The organism is Cupriavidus alkaliphilus (genome assembly GCF_900094595.1).
In the GTDB taxonomy this organism is placed as follows: domain Bacteria; phylum Pseudomonadota; class Gammaproteobacteria; order Burkholderiales; family Burkholderiaceae; genus Cupriavidus; species Cupriavidus alkaliphilus.
In genome coordinates this window covers 152,002-168,577 of sequence record NZ_FMAD01000011.1, presented here as the reverse complement: position 1 = coordinate 168,577, position 16,576 = coordinate 152,002, and the positions used below count along the sequence as shown (strand labels likewise).

Annotated in this window: 16 protein-coding genes; 10 read left to right on the top strand and 6 right to left on the bottom strand. The window is 68.0% G+C overall.

Annotation, left to right across the window (positions count from 1 at the left end; genetic code table 11):
* Positions 1–16: 16 nt before the first annotated feature.
* The 5 genes from zwf to GA0116996_RS21975 all read left to right on the top strand — a co-directional run bounded on the left by zwf (position 17) and on the right by GA0116996_RS21975 (position 5,049).
* The gene (gene zwf, locus GA0116996_RS21995; protein ID WP_092315831.1) at positions 17–1,510 is read left to right on the top strand and encodes a glucose-6-phosphate dehydrogenase; all 1,494 of its coding nucleotides are present in this window, start codon (positions 17–19) and stop codon (positions 1,508–1,510) included.
* A 24-nt stretch (positions 1,511–1,534) separates the two neighbouring features.
* The gene (gene pgi / locus GA0116996_RS21990; RefSeq protein WP_092315829.1) at positions 1,535–3,169 is read left to right on the top strand and encodes a glucose-6-phosphate isomerase; all 1,635 of its coding nucleotides are present in this window, start codon (positions 1,535–1,537) and stop codon (positions 3,167–3,169) included.
* Positions 3,170–3,207: 38 nt separating this feature from the next.
* Positions 3,208–4,119: a carbohydrate kinase family protein gene (locus tag GA0116996_RS21985; RefSeq protein WP_092315827.1), complete on the top strand. Its 912-nt coding sequence runs from the start codon at positions 3,208–3,210 to the stop codon at positions 4,117–4,119.
* Between the two features lie 210 nt (positions 4,120–4,329).
* Positions 4,330–4,683, top strand: a complete 354-nt coding sequence (locus GA0116996_RS21980; RefSeq protein WP_092315825.1) for a toxin-antitoxin system TumE family protein — start codon at positions 4,330–4,332, stop codon at positions 4,681–4,683.
* A 3-nt stretch (positions 4,684–4,686) separates the two neighbouring features.
* Complete coding sequence (locus tag GA0116996_RS21975) at positions 4,687–5,049, top strand: HVO_A0114 family putative DNA-binding protein (protein ID WP_092315965.1); 363 nt, start codon at positions 4,687–4,689, stop codon at positions 5,047–5,049.
* A 41-nt stretch (positions 5,050–5,090) separates the two neighbouring features.
* On the opposite strand, the gene GA0116996_RS21970 is transcribed toward GA0116996_RS21975, so the two are convergent.
* Positions 5,091–5,804 carry a hypothetical protein gene (locus tag GA0116996_RS21970; RefSeq protein WP_092315823.1) on the bottom strand — a complete coding sequence of 238 codons (714 nt, stop codon included), beginning with the start codon at positions 5,802–5,804 and terminating at the stop codon, positions 5,091–5,093.
* Positions 5,805–6,253: 449 nt separating this feature from the next.
* On the opposite strand from GA0116996_RS21970, the gene GA0116996_RS21965 reads away from it, so the two are divergent.
* The 3 genes from GA0116996_RS21965 to GA0116996_RS21955 all read left to right on the top strand — a co-directional run bounded on the left by GA0116996_RS21965 (position 6,254) and on the right by GA0116996_RS21955 (position 9,837).
* Positions 6,254–7,579 carry an MFS transporter gene (locus GA0116996_RS21965; protein WP_092315821.1) on the top strand — a complete coding sequence of 442 codons (1,326 nt, stop codon included), beginning with the start codon at positions 6,254–6,256 and terminating at the stop codon, positions 7,577–7,579.
* A gap of 1 nt (position 7,580) precedes the next feature.
* On the top strand, positions 7,581–8,819 hold the full coding sequence (locus tag GA0116996_RS21960) for a metal-dependent hydrolase family protein (protein ID WP_092315819.1): 1,239 nt from the start codon (positions 7,581–7,583) through the stop codon (positions 8,817–8,819).
* Positions 8,820–8,934: 115 nt separating this feature from the next.
* Positions 8,935–9,837, top strand: coding sequence for a LysR substrate-binding domain-containing protein (locus GA0116996_RS21955; RefSeq protein WP_092315817.1), 903 nt, complete (start codon positions 8,935–8,937; stop codon positions 9,835–9,837).
* A gap of 4 nt (positions 9,838–9,841) precedes the next feature.
* Here GA0116996_RS21955 and GA0116996_RS21950 read toward each other — a convergent pair whose 3' ends face one another.
* Positions 9,842–10,813, bottom strand: a complete 972-nt coding sequence (locus GA0116996_RS21950) for a Bug family tripartite tricarboxylate transporter substrate binding protein (RefSeq protein ID WP_092315815.1) — start codon at positions 10,811–10,813, stop codon at positions 9,842–9,844.
* A 301-nt stretch (positions 10,814–11,114) separates the two neighbouring features.
* Between GA0116996_RS21950 and GA0116996_RS21945 the strand changes: the two genes are divergently transcribed.
* Positions 11,115–11,351, top strand: coding sequence for a DUF2795 domain-containing protein (locus GA0116996_RS21945; RefSeq protein ID WP_092315813.1), 237 nt, complete (start codon positions 11,115–11,117; stop codon positions 11,349–11,351).
* Between the two features lie 39 nt (positions 11,352–11,390).
* Here GA0116996_RS21945 and GA0116996_RS28115 read toward each other — a convergent pair whose 3' ends face one another.
* The 4 genes from GA0116996_RS28115 to GA0116996_RS21925 all read right to left on the bottom strand — a co-directional run bounded on the left by GA0116996_RS28115 (position 11,391) and on the right by GA0116996_RS21925 (position 15,394).
* On the bottom strand, positions 11,391–11,777 hold the full coding sequence (locus GA0116996_RS28115) for a hypothetical protein (protein ID WP_133250560.1): 387 nt from the start codon (positions 11,775–11,777) through the stop codon (positions 11,391–11,393).
* Between the two features lie 273 nt (positions 11,778–12,050).
* A complete protein-coding gene (locus GA0116996_RS21935; RefSeq protein WP_092315809.1) occupies positions 12,051–13,166 on the bottom strand; it encodes an alkene reductase in 1,116 nt (371 codons plus the stop codon).
* 76 nt (positions 13,167–13,242) lie between these two features.
* On the bottom strand, positions 13,243–14,049 hold the full coding sequence (gene dkgB / locus GA0116996_RS21930) for a 2,5-didehydrogluconate reductase DkgB (RefSeq protein ID WP_092315807.1): 807 nt from the start codon (positions 14,047–14,049) through the stop codon (positions 13,243–13,245).
* A gap of 142 nt (positions 14,050–14,191) precedes the next feature.
* The gene (locus GA0116996_RS21925) at positions 14,192–15,394 is read right to left on the bottom strand and encodes an MFS transporter (RefSeq protein WP_092315805.1); all 1,203 of its coding nucleotides are present in this window, start codon (positions 15,392–15,394) and stop codon (positions 14,192–14,194) included.
* A gap of 103 nt (positions 15,395–15,497) precedes the next feature.
* On the opposite strand from GA0116996_RS21925, the gene GA0116996_RS21920 reads away from it, so the two are divergent.
* Entirely contained in the window at positions 15,498–16,424 is a 927-nt protein-coding gene (locus tag GA0116996_RS21920; RefSeq protein ID WP_092315803.1) for a LysR family transcriptional regulator, read from the top strand.
* Positions 16,425–16,576: the final 152 nt, after the last annotated feature.

Genomic DNA, 16,576 nt, shown 5'->3' with positions numbered 1-16,576 from the left:
TTATTGCTGATCCAAGATGGCTAGCCACCCTGCCGGCGCTCCGGCGCCTGACTCTGCCCCGGAGTTCGATTTCGTGTTGTTCGGCGCCACTGGCGACCTGGCGCGGCGCAAGCTGCTGCCGGCGCTGTTCGACGCCCACGCCGCCGGTTCGCTGCACCCGCGCGGCCGCATCCTGGCGCTGGGCAGCCAGCCGCTGACGCATGACGCCTACCTGGCCATGCTCGACGATGAAGTGCTGCCCGGACTGCCGGGCCATGCCGCGGCGGCTGCGTGGCCGGGCTTTCTCGAACGCATCGTGTACCTGCAGGTCGATGCCAACGCCCCTGCCGGCTTCGATGCGCTGGCCGAACTGGTCAGCGCCCGCGCGGCACCGGTGGTGGTGTTCTACCTGGCCACGGCCCCGCATCTGTTCGTGACCGTGTGCGAGCAGCTGGCGCGCGTGGGCCTGACCGGCCAGCGCAGCCGCATCGTGCTGGAGAAGCCGCTCGGGCACGACCTGGCTTCGTCCGAGGCCATCAATGCCGAAGTGGCGCGCCATTTTGCCGAGGACCAGATCTACCGGATCGACCACTACCTGGGCAAGGAGTCGGTGCAGAACCTGATGGCGGTGCGCTTCGGCAACGTGCTGTTCGAACCGCTGTGGCGGCGCGAATGGGTGCGCCAGGTGCAGATCACCATTGCCGAAGAGCTGGGCGTGGAGCGCCGCGGCAACTTCTACGACGGCATCGGCGCGCTGCGCGACATGGTGCAGAACCACCTGCTGCAGCTGCTGTGCATGGTGGCGATGGAGCCGCCGACCAGCCTCTCGGAAGACGCCATCCGCGACGAGAAGCTGAAGATCCTGAAGGCGCTGCGGCCGATCCGGCCCGAGGACGTCGCCGAGAAGGTGGTGCGTGGCCAGTACGGGCGCGGCGCCGCGGGCGGCGACCCGGTGCCCGGCTACGCCAGCGAGCCCGGCATTGCGCCCGACAGCCGCACCGAGACCTTCGTCGCGATCCGCGCCGAGATCGCCAACTGGCGCTGGGCCGGCGTGCCGTTCTACCTGCGCACCGGCAAGCGCATGCAGTCGCGCGTGGCGGAGATCGTGATCCATTTCCACGACGTGCCCTACCCGCTGTTCCCGCATCCGCTGGGAACCCTGGCCGGCAACCGGCTGGTGATCACCCTGCAGCCGCAGGAGAGCATCCGGCTGTATTTCCTGACCAAGCAGCCGGGCGACACGCAGGCGCTGATTCCTGCCTCGCTGGACCTGCAGCTGACCAGCGCGGCGCCGCGCGTACGGCGCGTGGGCGCATACGAACGCCTGCTGCTCGACGTTATCCGCGGCCGGCTGGGCCTGTTCGTTCGTCGCGACGAGCAGGTCCAGGCATGGCGCTGGGTTGCGCCCATCCTGGAGACCTGGGAGCACTCGCCCACGCCGCCCAAGCCTTACACCGCCGGCACCTGGGGCCCGGCGGCCTCCAGCGCGCTGCTGTCGCGCGACGGCATGGCCTGGCATGAAGAAATGTAGCCCACGTATTGCGGAGCACCCGAGATGACCACTTCCCTACCCGCCTGGCAAGCGCTGCGCGCGCATGCCGACAGGCTGCGCGGCACCCATATGCGCGACTGGTTCGACGGCCCGCAAGGACCGGCGCGCGCCGCGCGCTTCACCGCCGAGGCCTGCGGCCTGACGCTGGACTACGCCAAGAACCGCATCACCGACGAGACCCTCGCGCTGCTGTTCGCACTGGCGGCGCAGGCGCGCGTGGCCGAGCGGCGCGACGCCATGTACGCGGGCGAGCCGGTCAACGTCACCGAGCACCGTGCCGCGCTGCATATCGCGCTGCGCGCTTACCCCGAGGATGGCTACCGTGCGCTGGGAGAGCCTGTGGGCGCCCAGGTCGAAGCCGTGCTGGCGCAGATGGCGCGCTTTGCCGATGCGGTGCGCAGCGGCGCATGGACCGGCGTCGACGGCCGCGGGATCACCGACGTCGTCAATATCGGCATCGGCGGTTCGGACCTGGGGCCGCGCATGGTGTGCCGCGCGCTCACCGATGCGCAGACCACCGGTCCGCGCATGCACTTCGTGGCCAATGTCGACGGCAGCGACCTGGCGCGCACGCTCACCGGGCTCGATGCCGCAACCACCCTGGTGATAGTCTGCTCCAAGACCTTCACCACGCTGGAAACCATGGCCAACGCGCGCACCGCGCGCGACTGGTTCCTGCGGCGGGGCGTGAGCCGTGCCGGCCTGGCGCGCCACTTCGTGGCGGTATCGACTAACCGCGAGGCAGTGGCCGGGTTCGGCATCGACCCGGCCAATATGTTCCCGTTCTGGGACTGGGTGGGCGGGCGCTTTTCGCTGTGGTCGGCGGTGGGCTTGTCGATCGCAGTGGCCATCGGCTTCGAACGCTTCCGGCAACTGCTGGATGGCGCGCGCGCGATGGACATTCATTTCGCCGGTACGCCACCGCAGCAAAACCTGCCGATGATCCTGGGCCTGCTGGATGTGTGGTACCGCAGTTTCCTGGGCGCCGCGAGCCGCTGCGTGGCGCCCTACTGCGAGCCGCTGGAACTGCTGCCGGCCTTCCTGCAGCAACTGGAAATGGAAAGCAACGGCAAGTCGGTGGGGCTCGACGGCAGCCCCATCGCCGCGGGCTCCGCCGCGGTAGTGTGGGGCACCACGGGCACGAACGGGCAGCACGCCTACTTCCAGATGATGCACCAGGGCTCGCAACTGGTTCCGGTGGATTTCATCGCCACGCTCGCGCCGGTCAGCGCGCTGCCGGGGCACCATACCAAGCTGCTGGCCAACTGCTTTGCGCAGGGCGAGGCGCTGCTGCGCGGACGCAGCGCCGATGAAGTGCGTGCCGAAGGCGTGCGCGACGAAGCGCTGGTGCCGCACCTGGTGTTCGACGGCAACCGGCCCAGCAACACGCTGTTGCTGCAGCGGCTGGATCCCTACCACCTGGGCGCGCTGCTGGCGCTGTCCGAGCACCGCACCTTCGTGCAGGGCGCGCTGTGGCAGATCAACTCCTTCGACCAGTGGGGCGTGGAACTCGGCAAGAAGCTGGCCGCGCCGATCCAGCGCGAACTGGAAGGCACTGCCGGCGTGGTCGCGCATGATGCTTCCACGGCGGCGCTGATCCGCCGGGCGCGCGCGGCGCAGCCCACGGCAGCAAGCTGACTCGCAGCAATCCACATTCGACCACCAAGGAGACCTCGATGGCCATGCCCCTTCCCCGTTATGTGGTGTTCGGCGAAGCGCTGACCGACATGGTGCGGCAGGCCGACGGCAGCTGGCTCGGGCTGCCCGGCGGCTCATGCTGGAACGTGGCGCGCGCGGCCGCCCGGCTGGGCCTTGCCACCGGCTTTGCCGGGGCCGTCAGCCAGGACCTGTTCGGCGACGAGCTGGCCCGTGCCAGCGCCGAGGCCGGCCTCGACGGGCGCTTCCTGCAGCGGGTGGCACGCTCGCCGTTCCTGGCCTTTGTCGCCTCGCGCCATCCCCCGCGGTATTTTTTTGTCGGCGACGACAGCGCCGACCTGCATTTCGACCCGGCGCGCCTGCCCGCCGGCTGGCGCGAAGCCGCCGAGGTGCTGCATTTCGGCTCGATCAGCCTGGTACGACAGCCGCTTGCGGCGCGCCTGTGCGAAGAAGCCACGCAGGCTGCGCGCGCCGGCAAGCGCATTGCCTTCGACCCCAATTTCCGCGACCTGATGCGCGCCCCGGGCTACGCCAATGTCCTCGAACACATGCTGCGGCTGGCCAGCTACATCAAGATCTCCGATGAAGACCTGGCCGGGCTCTTTCCCGCGCTCGATACCGGCACAGCATTGGCACAAGTACGCGCCATGGCGCCCGATGCAACCGTCATGCTGACCCGCGGCGCGCATGGCATGACGTTGCTCAAGGGCAGTAGTGTCGTCGAGCAGCCCGCGCTCGCAGTCGAGGTGGCCGACACCGTCGGCTGTGGCGATGCGGCGATGGGCGGCTGGATGGCCGGCGTGCTGTCCGGCGCAACGGGCGACCTTGCCGCACAGGCGCGGCTGGCTGCGGCCGCGGCGGCCATTGCTGCGACCCGGCCCGGCGCGTATCCGCCGCGGCGCGATGAAGTGGAAGAACTGCTGGCTGCTTGAATGGCCGGCGACAGGCCGCAAGCGATCACCAACGGGGAAAGCCGGAGCCTAAGGAAAGCCGTATGGGAAAGCTCTAAATACGCGCTAGAACTCGAGAAAGTAACCCCATCTTTACATTATCGGTGGCAAAGTGATGTGCTAGCCAGACGAGCCTTGGCCGCATACAACCGGTCGGGTTCTCTATACTTATCACATTGTGATAGCATATCGATGCGCGACCGTAGCCTCGACACACTGTTGGACCTGGATGGACTCCGCTTCGTCATAGATGACGAAAGCTTGCATTGGGTGAAAATCGTGGTGCGTACCTGCCCTGTCTCGCAGGAACGCCCTCACGGACTGAGGTATTCGCTGACACTGCATGACAGGATGGGCTGCCGTTTGCTTGGCTTTGACAATGCGCACGGCATCAATGAGGGTTCCAGGCCAGGAGCGCGCACGCGCATTGAATACGACCACAAGCACCTGGCGGCGGGCGTTCGATTCTACGACTACCAGGATGCGTCCACGTTGCTGGAAGATTTCTGGACAGAGGTCGACAAGATCCTGCAGCAAAAGGAGTGAATGATGAGCGGCAACCTCAAGATTGGCATCGCCTCACTGGAAGACTTCAAGGCCCGCACCATGGCGATCGCCCGCGGCAAACTCAAGCCCGGAAAGGATGAGCCCAAGGTCTGGTTTCAATCGCTGGACGTGCTGGCAAAGGTCCTGTCCCCAGCCAATCGCCAATTGCTTGCGCTGATCGCGGAAACGAATCCTGAATCGCTCGAAGAGCTATCGCATAAAACCGGACGCGCCGTGTCGAACCTGTCGCGGACACTCCGCACGATGGAGGGCTACGGCTTGATTCGCTTCGAACAAGGGCCACGCCGCAGGCTTGCTCCGCGCGTTGACTACAGCGGCGTGGAGCTTGAGCTTGCTTTCCACTGACGTCCGCTGACTGGCTGGCACCATGGTCGTCGCGCTGGCCGCTACGGCAGAAACGCCGGCGACAGCAGACGCAGCCCGACGGTAAAGAAGCGCGCCCCCGTGCCGCCGCCGAACACATTGCCATAGGTGGTGTCGACCTGCACCCGGTCCTGCACCACCCAGAAGCGGAAGCCGGCCTGGAAAGACGGCTTGCCGCGGTTCTCGCCGAAGGTCTCGGCGATCAGGAACACGCGCGGGTGCAGCTGGGTTTCGGTGCCCGCGCCCCAGGTCATGCGCGTCTGGCGGTTGCCGGTGTCGCGGTTGGCGCCCAGGTTCAGGTGCGCGACAAAGCGGTCGTCCGCGAACGAGAACGACACCGGCACGTTGACATAGAGGTTGCCCAGTACCTTGCCGGGCTCGGCGTCGGGATGGTGGATCACGCCGCCCGACAGCGCGATGCCGTAGCCGTTGGTTTCCAGCGGCTTGAGCAGCGTCTTGGCCTGGAACTGCACATTGGTGCCGTCCCAGCCGCCATCGACGCGCTGCAGCGAACCGCCCAGCGTCAGCTCCAGGTTGCCGGTGGGATTGCAGCCGGGCAGCGCCCACAGCTCATTGCCGCCGGACTGGAACTGCATCCACGATTCCAGCTGGCAGGCCTTGGGATCGACGATGCGGGCATCGTCCGTGATCAGCGGCCGCGCCGCCAGCGCCGGCCGGCAGGCCGCGGCCACGATGGCCAGCGCGGCCAGGCGTACGAAAAACTGGTGCCACACCATGGCAACCTCCTGAGCAAATACAGCCATACGGCCGGCGACGATACACGCCGGCCATGACAAGACATCGAAAGGCAGCAAGGGAGGTCTGGCACCGGCGGTCGCAGGCGTGGGCCTGGCCGCATGGGGCATGGCAGCGCCGGGCGGCGGCACTGCAGCGAATGACTGCAGTGTCTCAGCGCGCCGGCGCGGCCGGGGAAACTCCCGTTGCGCAAGAAGGACTGGGACAACTGTCCACGGATAGCTCCGTTGGTTGGAACGGGGCGCAGTGTAATCCCGGCCCATGGCGCGGTCAACCCGATCCATGCGCCGCGCGCATGGCTGCATGCGGAGATTTCGCTACCGCTCGCCGACCACCCTCTCCTAACATCGTCCGCACCATCTGCCAGGCCAGTGCGAGATGCAAGCGCCCGGTCCCTGCCCCCGGCAGTGGCCACAGAGGAGGAAGCCAAATGCCAAACAGTGCCGCGCCAACGAGCGCGCCCTACACGCCGCCGACCCAGGCGGCGCCCGCCATCCAGCCCAGCCAGCGCCGCCGCGCCATCGTCGCCACAGTGATCGGCAACGGCCTGGAGTGGTTCGATTTCACCGTCTACAGCTTCTTCGCGGTCATCATCGCGAGGCTGTTCTTCCCCACCGGCAACGACCTCAGCTCGCTGCTGCTGGCCGTGGCCACCTTCGGCGTGGGCTTTTTCATGCGGCCGGTGGGCGGCATCGTGCTGGGCGTCTACGCCGACCGCGTCGGGCGCAAGGCGGCGCTGTCGCTGACCATCCTGCTGATGGCACTGGGCACGACCTTGATCGGGATTGCCCCCACCTATGACCAGATCGGCGTCCTGGCCCCGCTGCTGATCGTGGTGGCGCGGCTGATGCAAGGTTTCTCCGCCGGCGGCGAAATGGGCGGCGCCACCGCCTTCCTGACCGAATACGCGCCGGCGCGCCAGCGCGCCTACTATTCCAGCTGGATCCAGGCCAGCATCGGCGTGGCCGTGCTGCTGGGCGCCGCGGTCGGGACCTTCGTCACCAGCTCGCTGAGCGAGGAGGCACTCAACAGCTGGGGCTGGCGCCTGCCGTTCCTGCTGGGCATCGTGATCGGCCCGGTGGGCTACTACATCCGCCACCACCTGGACGAGACCCCGGCCTTCCGCGACACCGCCGAGCGCGCCGATTCGCCGCTGAAGGAAATCTTCCAGGCCTATCCGCGCGAAACCGCCGCCAGCTTCTCGATGGTGATCCTGTGGACCGTGTGCACGTACGTGCTGCTGTTCTACATGCCGACCTACGCCGTCAAGGTGCTGAAGGTGCCGCAGGCCGACGGCTTCGTCGCCGGCATGGCGGGTGGCTGCGCCATCATGGTGTTCGCGCCGCTGGTGGGGCTGCTGGCCGACCGCATCGGCCGGCGCGTGCTGCTGAGCGGCTCGGCGCTGCTGATCCTGGTGCTGGCGTGGCCCATGTTCGCGTACATCAACCACGTGCCCGGCCTGGCCTCGCTGCTGGTGTTCCAGCTGGTGTTCGGGGTGCTGATCGCCACCTATACCGGCCCGATCCTGGCGGCCTTCTCCGAGCTGTTCCCGGCGCGCGTGCTGTCGACCGGCCTGTCGGTGGCCTACAACTTCGCGGTGACGATCTTCGGCGGCTTTGCCTCCTTCATCATCACCTGGCTGATCGCCACCACCGGCAGCAGCATGGCGCCCGCCATCTACGTGATGATCGCCGCCGCCATCAGCCTGGTCGGCACCCGCTTCGTGCGCGAACCCTCCTATCTGCAACAACGCTGACATGTCCCAGAACACCCAGATCCTTTTCCACGGCGGCGATGTGCTCGAACCCGGCACGGGAGAGCTGCTGCGCGGCCACGACGTGCTGGTCGAAGGCGAGCGCATCGCCGCGGTCGGCCCGGCCATCGATGCTCCCAATGCCCGGCGCATCGACGCGCGCGGCAAGACCTTGATGCCCGGCCTGATCGACTGCCACGTGCACGTGCTGGCGTCGCTGGCCAACCTCGGCCTGAACGCGGTCCAGCCCAACGTGCTGGTGGCGATCCGCGCCCTGCCGATCATGCAGCGCATGCTGGAGCGCGGCTTTACCACCGTGCGCGATGCCGGCGGCGCCGACTGGGGCCTGTCGCAGGCGGTGGCCACCGGGCTGGTGCCGGGCCCGCGCATCTTTGCCTCGGGCAAGGCGCTGTCGCAGACCGGCGGCCATGGCGACTTCCGTCCGCGCTCCGATGTGCTCGAGCCCTGCTCGTGCGCCTTCCGCGCCGGCGCCATTGCCCGGGTGGCCGATGGCGTGGACGCGGTGCGGCTGGCGGTGCGCGAGGAAATCCAGAAAGGCGCGACCCAGATCAAGATCATGGCGTCGGGCGGCGTGGCGTCGCCGACCGACCCGATCGGCAACACCCAGTACAGCGAGGACGAGATCCGCGCCATCGTCGCCGAGGCCGAGGCCGCGCAGACCTACGTGATGGCCCACGCCTACACGGGCCGCGCGATCACGCGCGCGGTACGCTGCGGCGTGCGCACCATCGAGCATGGCAACCTGGTCGACCGCGCCGCCGCCGACGAAATGCGCAAGCACGGCGCCTTTGTCGTGCCGACGCTGGTCACCTACGACGCGCTGGCGCGCGACGGTGCCCGCCTGGGCCTGCCGCCCGAATCGGTGGCCAAGATCGAGACCGTGCGCCAGGCCGGCCGCGACTCGCTGCGCCTCTATGCCGATGCCGGCGTGCCGATGGGCTATGGCTCGGACCTGCTCGGCGAAATGCACGACCACCAGGCCGACGAGTTCCGCATCCGCGCCGAACTGCTGGGCAACCTCGAAGCCATCCGCTCTGCCACCTCGATCGCCGCGGCCATCCTGCAGCGCGAAGGCGAACTGGGCACCACGCGTGCCGGCGCGCTGGCCGACCTGCTGCTGGTCGACGGCAACCCGCTCGCCGACATCAGCCTGATCGCCGGACAGGGTGAACGCCTGAGCGTGGTGATGCAGGCGGGCCGCATCCACCGTCGCGCCGGCTGACCTGGCTGCCGCCACCCGGATGCCGCGGGTGGCAAGACCCTCCCGCCCCTCCCGCCCCACGCGCCGGCACGTGCCGGCGGTCTATCATGGCGGCATCTCCGGCCCGGACGCCCCCATGCGCATTTCCCCGCTCCCGCCCCTGCCCAACCTGGTCGCCTTCGAAGCCGCGATGCGGCACGGCAGCTTTACCCGCGCCGCGGCCGAACTGCACCTGACGCAGAGCGCGATCAGCCGCCAGGTGGCTCAGCTGGAACGCTTCCTGGGACGCAAGCTGTTTATCCGCGAACCGCGCGCGCTGCGCCTGACCGTCAGCGGGCAACGCTATGCCGAGGTGGTGCAGCGCCTGCTGGTCGGCTGCGCCGAGGCCACCGAAGACGTGATGAAGGTACGCAGCCATACCGCGCTGACGGTGGCCTGCTCAAGCGGCGTCGCGGTGCTCTGGCTGACGCCGCGGCTGGCCTCGTTCCGCGCCGCCCACCCCGAGATCCAGCTGCGCCTGACCGTCAACGACAGCCTGTCGGCGCTGTCGCCGGCAGAGTTCGACATCGGCCTGTACTACCTGCGCGAAGGACCGCCACCCGGGCTGGCCGCGCGCCGGCTGTACGGCGAGGAAGTGTTTCCGGTCTGCACGCCCGGCTATCTCGGCGGCCGCACGCTGGCCCCGTCGGACCTGGCCGGCGAGACCCTGCTGATGCTTGACGACGGCCAGCGCCAGTGGATGTCGTGGCAGACCTGGCTGGCCCACCAGGGGCTGCCCGACGCCACGCCGCGCAACGTGCTGACCTCGAACCAGTATCCGATCCTGCTGCAGCTGGCCATGGAAGGCCAGGGCATCGCGCTGGGCTGGCGCCACATGATCGATGCCTGCCTGCGCGACGGCCTGCTGGTGCGCGCCTGCGACGCCAGCGCCAGCCTGGGCGGCGGCTACTACGCGGTATGGCCGCGCGACCGGATGGAACCCGCCGCGGCGCGCGCGTTCCGCAACTGGCTGGTGCGGCAGGCGGCGGCCGCGCCGTGACGGCTCAGGACCCGGCCTTGTAGTTCGTCTCCTTGACGATCTTTGCCCACCTGGCCGCGTCCTCGGCGATGGTGGCGGCGAACTGTTCCGGGGTGCCGCCCACCACCTCGTAGTCGATCGCGGCCAGGCGTTGCCGGATGTCGGGCTGCGCCAGGATGCGGTTCATCTCCTGGTTCAGCCGCGTGACGATCTCCTTCGGCGTTCCGGCCGGCGCCAGCAGCCCGGCCCACGAGTTGAACGCCATGCCGTCGAAACCGGCCTCCTGCATGGTCGGGACCTCCGGCAGCGCGGGCGAGCGCCTGGACGCGAACACCGCCAGCGGGCGCAGCTTGCCGGCCTTGATCATGGCCATGCCGTTGAACGGGTCGATGGTCATGTCGACCTCGCCCGAGACCACCGCCTGCATCTGCGGGCCGGTGCCGCGGTACGACACGCTGACCACGTCGGGCGTGCCTGCGGCGCTCTTGAAGGTGGCGCCGATCAGCTCGATCATGCTGCTGCCGGCCGACAGGCTCAGCGGCCGGGACTTCGCCTTGGCCAGCGCCACGAACTCCTGCACCGTCCTGGCCGGCACCGACGGATGCACCACCATCACGAAGCCGATATTGCTGATTTGCGAGATCGGCGCGAAGCTTTTCAGCGGCTCATAGCCCGCCTTGTACAGCACCGGGCTGAGCGTCTGCGCGCCGGCGGTATTCAGCAACAGCGTATAGCCATCGGGGGCCGCGCGCGCCGCCGCGTCGGTGCCGATGATGCCGTTGGCGCCAGGACGGTTTTCCACCACCACCGACTGCTTCAGCGCCTCGCCCAGCTTTTGCGAAATCAGCCGCGCCACCACGTCGGTGGCGCCGCCGGGGGCGAACGGCACCACCATGCGGATCGGCTTGCTGGGGTAGGTGTCGCTCCAGGCCAGCGCGGGCATCGCGCCCAGCATGGCGGCGCACAGCATCAGGCGGCGGCGCGGGTTCGGTTGCATCGGGGTGTCTCCTGGATGGCGGTGGTGGGAAGCGGTGCCGCATGGTGGCGGGCACCGGCGATTATTCATATTTATGAATTAAATTTTACGCACATAAACTTTACCGTCAATTAGGGGTATGTGCGGACTGCGCGGCCGGTGAAGTGCTGCGCGGAAGACGCCGGCAACCCAGTGCCCGGCGGGATTCCGCCATGGCATGTGGTTTGCGTTTCCATCAGGCTTCGACGTCGGGAAGCAGGCCGCGGGTGGCTTCGGATCGGGAGCCTCGCGCGTTCGGCGCAAGATCTACCGGAGATCAGCCATGGCAAATGACAAGCGTCCGCAAGGAAATCCGCGCATGGATCGATGGGATCCGGCCGCGCTCGAGCAGGCACTGCGCGGGCTCGACTATCCCGCGACGCGTGGCGCGTTGGTTTCCACCGCGCGCGACAACAACGCGGATGACGCGATCGTGGATGCCCTGCTGGGCATACCTGAACAAAACTACCGGGATGCTGCGGAAGTGGCGCGAGCCGTTGCGCGGCACCTCGGCACGTAGCCGGGACCGCCGTGCAGGCCATCGCCTGCGCCCGGGATTTCAGCGTCGATCGCTGTACAGCGGGTCCAGGTCGTGCCGGAACAGTTTGCGCAGCGGAGCGGGATACTGGAACGCCAGCACGGGCTCCAGCGCGCCTTGCTGGTCCCGGAACACCTCGAACAAGCGGCGCCTGCCGCCGCCGTCCCAGCCAAAGACATAGACATAGGCGCTGCCCCGCCACGCCAGCGTTCCGGCCCCGAACGGCGGTCCCACCTCGGCGAGCGGGCAATAGCGGGCGCAGAGCGCCAGGGCCGTCTTTTCAGGTCCGGTGGGCTCGTGGTTGGTGTCTGTTTCAAACGTCGCGCCCAGCCCCGGGGCGAGCGACAGAGGAGGACCGTTGGGGTGTGCCGGCGCAAGGCGGTGAACTGGCGACTGGTGGGCAGGCACTGTCTCACTCCTTTTTCTTGAGGGTTCCATATCGCGCGCCGACGGCACCAGCCGATCAAACGCGAATGATTCGCGCCTTCATATCACTTTGCTGCTCCCCAAAAGAAAGCGCCCGCAGGCGGAACCTGGCGGGCGGGCTTTCCTGGTGCGGACGGGCGCATTCGGACCGTGCCGATATTGCCCTGCTATGTCGGTCGCAGCATATCCCTCTAAAGCACTACAGCAGCAACGCGCATCGCACCGTCACGCCGTCAGCTCCACCGCGGGGCGGGCTCAGGCCGCGGCTTGCGCCAGCGTCGGATAGTCGGTCAGCCCTTGCGCCCCGCCGCCGAACAGCGTGTCGCGCTGGTGCTGCGCCAGCGGGGCGCCGACGCGCAAACGCTCGGGCAGGTCCGGATTGGCCACGAACGGACGGCCGAACGCGATCAGGTCGGCCCAGCCGGCGGTAACGGCTTCGCGCGCACGCTCGGCGGTGTACTTGCCGGCATAGATCAGCACCCCCGGGAAGGCCTCGCGCAGCCGTTGCTTGAATGCCAGCGGCATCAGCGGCGCGTCGTCCCAGTCCGCTTCGGCGATATGGAGGTAGCCGACCCCGAGCTGGCCGAGCAGCCTGGCGGCGCCAAGGTAAGTCGTTTCCGGATCGTCATCGACGCATCCGTTGAGCGTGGTCAGCGGCGCCAGGCGGATGCCGACGCGCGATGCATCACCGGCGCCTTCGATCAGTGCCTGCGCGACTTCGCCCAGGAAGCGCAGCCGGTTTTCCAGCGAGCCACCGTACGCATCCGTGCGGGTGTTGGCGCCCGAGTCGATGAACTGGTTCACCAGGTAGCCGTTCGCGCCGTGCAGCTCGACGCCGTCGAAGCCCGCCGCGATCGCGTTGCGGGCCGCGGCACGGTACTGGTCGACGACCTCGCGGATTTCGTCCACCGTCAGTGCGCGGGGCACGGAGGCCTGGACAAAACCCGGGGTGCTGCCGTCCTCCGCCGCAATGAAGACATTGACGCCCTGCGCCTGGATCGGCGACGACGACACCGGTTGCCGGCCGCCCAGCAGGCTGGTGTGGCTGAGCCGGCCGACGTGCCAGAGCTGCGCGAAGATGCGCCCGCCGGCGGCGTGGACCGCGCCGGTCACCTTGCGCCATCCGGCCACTTGCGCCGGCGTATGGATGCCCGGCGTCCAGGCGTAGCCCTTCCCCAGCGGGTCGATATAGGTGCCCTCGCTGACGATCAGGCCGGCGCCGGCGCGTTGCGCGTAGTAGGCGGCCATCAGGTCGTTGGCCTCGTCGCCGGGCTGGCTCGCGCGCGAGCGCGTCATCGGCGGCATGACGATGCGGTTCGGCAGCGCCAGGCCACCCAGTTGCAGCGGTTGGAACAGCGGATCCTTGTTCATTGTGCTTGTCCTGTCAGGTTCGCGGCCCGGGGGGGGCCGCGAACGGGTCATCGGGAATGTCGGCGCGTCCGGTCGCTCAATCCCATTGCGGCGCCAGGCCGTCCGGGCTGACCTCGCGGCCGTTGCGCTCCAGCGCGGCAATCTGCGCCATGTCGTCTTCGCTGAGCCGCAGAGTCTGCGCCAGCAGGTTGCTGGCCAGGTTCTCGCGTTTGGTCGACGACGGAATCACCGAGTAGCCCAGCTGCAGCGCCCACGCCAGTACCACCTGCGCGGGCGTGGCCTGGTGCCGCTGCGCGATCGCGCCGATCACCGGGTCGCCAAGCACCTTGCCGTAGGCGAGCGTCATGTACGACGTTACGTGGATGCCTTCGCGCTGCAGGAACGCCACCAGCTCGCGGTTCTGCAGGTAGGGGCTCAGCTCGACCTGGTTGGTGGCGATCGCATCCTTGCCGACCGCGGCGATGGCCTGGCGGGTCAGCGCGATGTTGAAGTTGGAGACGCCGATCTGCCGCGTCAGGCCTTTTTCCTTCGCACCGGCCAGCGCGGTCATGAAGGTTTCCAGCGGCACGCCATTGCCGGGTGCCGGCCAGTGGATCAGGGTCAGGTCGACGTAGTCGGTGCGCAGCTTGCGCAGGCTCTCCTCGAGGCTCGGCACGAGCTTGTCCGGGGCGTAGTTGTCGACCCAGATCTTGGTGGTCAGGAACAGCTCGTCGCGGCGCACGGCGGAAGCCGCGATGGCCTCGCCGATCTCGGCTTCGTTGCCGTAGATCTGCGCGGTGTCGATGGCGCGATAGCCCAGTTCAAGGCCGTTGCGGACCGAGTCGATGACAACCTGGCCTTGCAGGCGGAAGGTGCCGAGGCCAAAGGCGGGAATCTTGGTCATGGGTGGGATCCTAGGAGAGTGAACGCCTGCAGAGGCATTCGATATGCCAGCCATTGTGCCGGCTGGCACTGATGAAATAAACGCCTTCACCGGACAAAAATAATTGATCTGAAATCAAGGATGGGAAGTTAGCCGCCGGGGTTCAGTGGGCAAACTCCACGGGTTCGGCCGTGCGTGCAGGCAGGCCCGCGCGCCGGTCGAGCGCGCCGCTGAACGCGGTCAGCGCGTAAGCGCCCAGGGTCACGAGCGCCGCGATCCACGGCGTATGGCCAAGCCCGCCGTGCGCGACGATCAGCCCACCCAGCGAAGAGCCGCCCGCGACGCCGAGGTTGAATGCCGCGATATTGAAGCCCGAGGCAACCTCGGTGGCGTCAGGCGCAAAATGCCGCGCCTGCTTGACTACGTAGACCTGCAGCCCCGGCACGTTGCCGAATGCCACGGCGCCCCATGCCAGCATCGTCAGCACCGTCAGCCACGGGTGCTGCACGGTGAAAGTCAGCGCCAGCAACACCAGAGCGAGCAGCAGGAAGATCTGCTTGAGCGCCTTGACCGGGCCGACGCGGTCCGCCAGCTTGCCGCCCCACACGTTGCCGAACGCCACCGAGACCCCGTAGCCCACCAGCACCAGGCTGACCTGCGACGGCGTAAAGCCGGCGATCTGCTCGAGCAGCGGCGCCATGTAGGTAAAGGCGATCAGCGATCCGCCGTAACCCACCGCCGTCATCGCAAACACCAGCAGCAGGCGCGGCTGCGCCAGCACGCGGAACTGGCGCAGCAACGGCGCCGGCTCGGCATGGGGCAGGCGCCGCGGCACGAACGCCACCGCGCCGAGGAAGGCGACCAGGCCGAACAGCGCCACCACCAGGAAGGTCGCGCGCCAGCCGAAGTGCTGGCCGATGAAGGTGCCCAGCGGGATGCCGGCGACAAACGCCACGGTCATGCCGCTGAACATGGTCGCGATCGCGCTCGCCGCCTTGTCCTTGGGCACCAGCGTGGTGGCGATGATCGAGCCGACCGAAAAGAACACGCCGTGGGCCAGGCCCGTGAGCACGCGCGCAACGATCAACGACTCGTAGCCGGGCGCGCGCCAGGCCACCAGGTTGCCGACCGTAAACAGTGCCATCAGGCCGGCAAGCAGCACCTTGCGCGGCATGCGCCCGGTCAGCGCCGTCAGCAGCGGCGCGCCGATGGCGACGCTGAGCGCGTAAAGGCTGACCAGCAGGCCGGCCGAAGGCAGGCTGACGCCCAGATCCGCGGCAATGGTGGGGATCAGTCCGACGATCACGAATTCGGTGGTGCCGATGGCGAAGGCGCTGACGGTCAGCGCGAGCAAGGCAAGTGGCATGATGAGCTTCCAAGGTCCGGTGAGGAATGGAGCGCAGTGTGCCCGCTTTACTTTTGCGTAAAAAGTCGTTTATAAACCAAACTGTCTTGATTTCAGCTCAACAATGAAAATCACGCTCGACGAACTGCTGGCGTTCGCGACCGTGGTCGACAGCGGGTCGATCACCGCCGCCGCGCAACAGCTCGACCTTACCGTCTCGGCAACCAGCCGCACCCTCGCCCGCCTCGAGGAAAAGCTCAAGACCACGCTGCTGCGCCGGACCACGCGCCGCCTCGAGCTGACCGAGGAAGGCCGGGCCTTCCTGCACGACGCGCGCGCCATCATCGACTCGGTAGAAAGCGCGGAAGAACAGATGCTGGCGCGGCGCGAGAAGCCGTCCGGACGCCTGCGCGTCGACGCCGCGTCGCCGTTCATGCTGCATGTGATCGTGCCGCTGGTGCACGGCTACCGCGAGCGCTTTCCGCAGGTCGAGCTGGAGCTGAACAGCAACGAGGGCATCATCGACCTGCTCGAGCGGCGCACCGACGTGGCCATCCGCATCGGCCGCCTGAAGGATTCGACGCTGCATAGCCGGCTGATCGGCAACAGCCGCGTGCGCATGCTGGCCAGTCCGGCCTACCTCGACGCGCACGGCCAACCGCGCAAGGCCCAGGATCTCGGCAAGCACGCGCTGCTCGGCTTCAACCAGCCCGAATCGCTGAACGTGTGGCCGATTCTGGGTGCGGACGGAGAGCCCTACCGGATCGAGCCGGCGGTGTGGTCGTCGAGCGGCGAAACGCTCAGGCAGCTGGCGCTGGAGGGCGCGGGGATCGTGTGCCTGTCGGACTTCATGACCGCGCACGACCGCGACGCGGGCCGGCTGGTGCAGGTGCTGGCGCGCCAGACGCAGGACGTGCGCCAGCCGATCCATGCGGTCTACTACCGCAATACCGCGATCTCCGCGCGGATCGCGTCGTTCGTCGACTACCTGGTCGAGGCGATCGGCGGCAAGGGCGGTTCACGGCAGCCGGCGGCGTGGGCCCAGCCCTGACAGGCTGCCGGCCCGCCACGAACCGGGGGGCAGAACTGGCCTTGGGCCGGATCGACGCCGACCGCCGCACCGGCGATCTTCCCGCCACATGCGGGTCGCCTTGCCACCTCACCTTATCCCGCCTCTAATAGATCCAGGTACCGTCAAGCTGG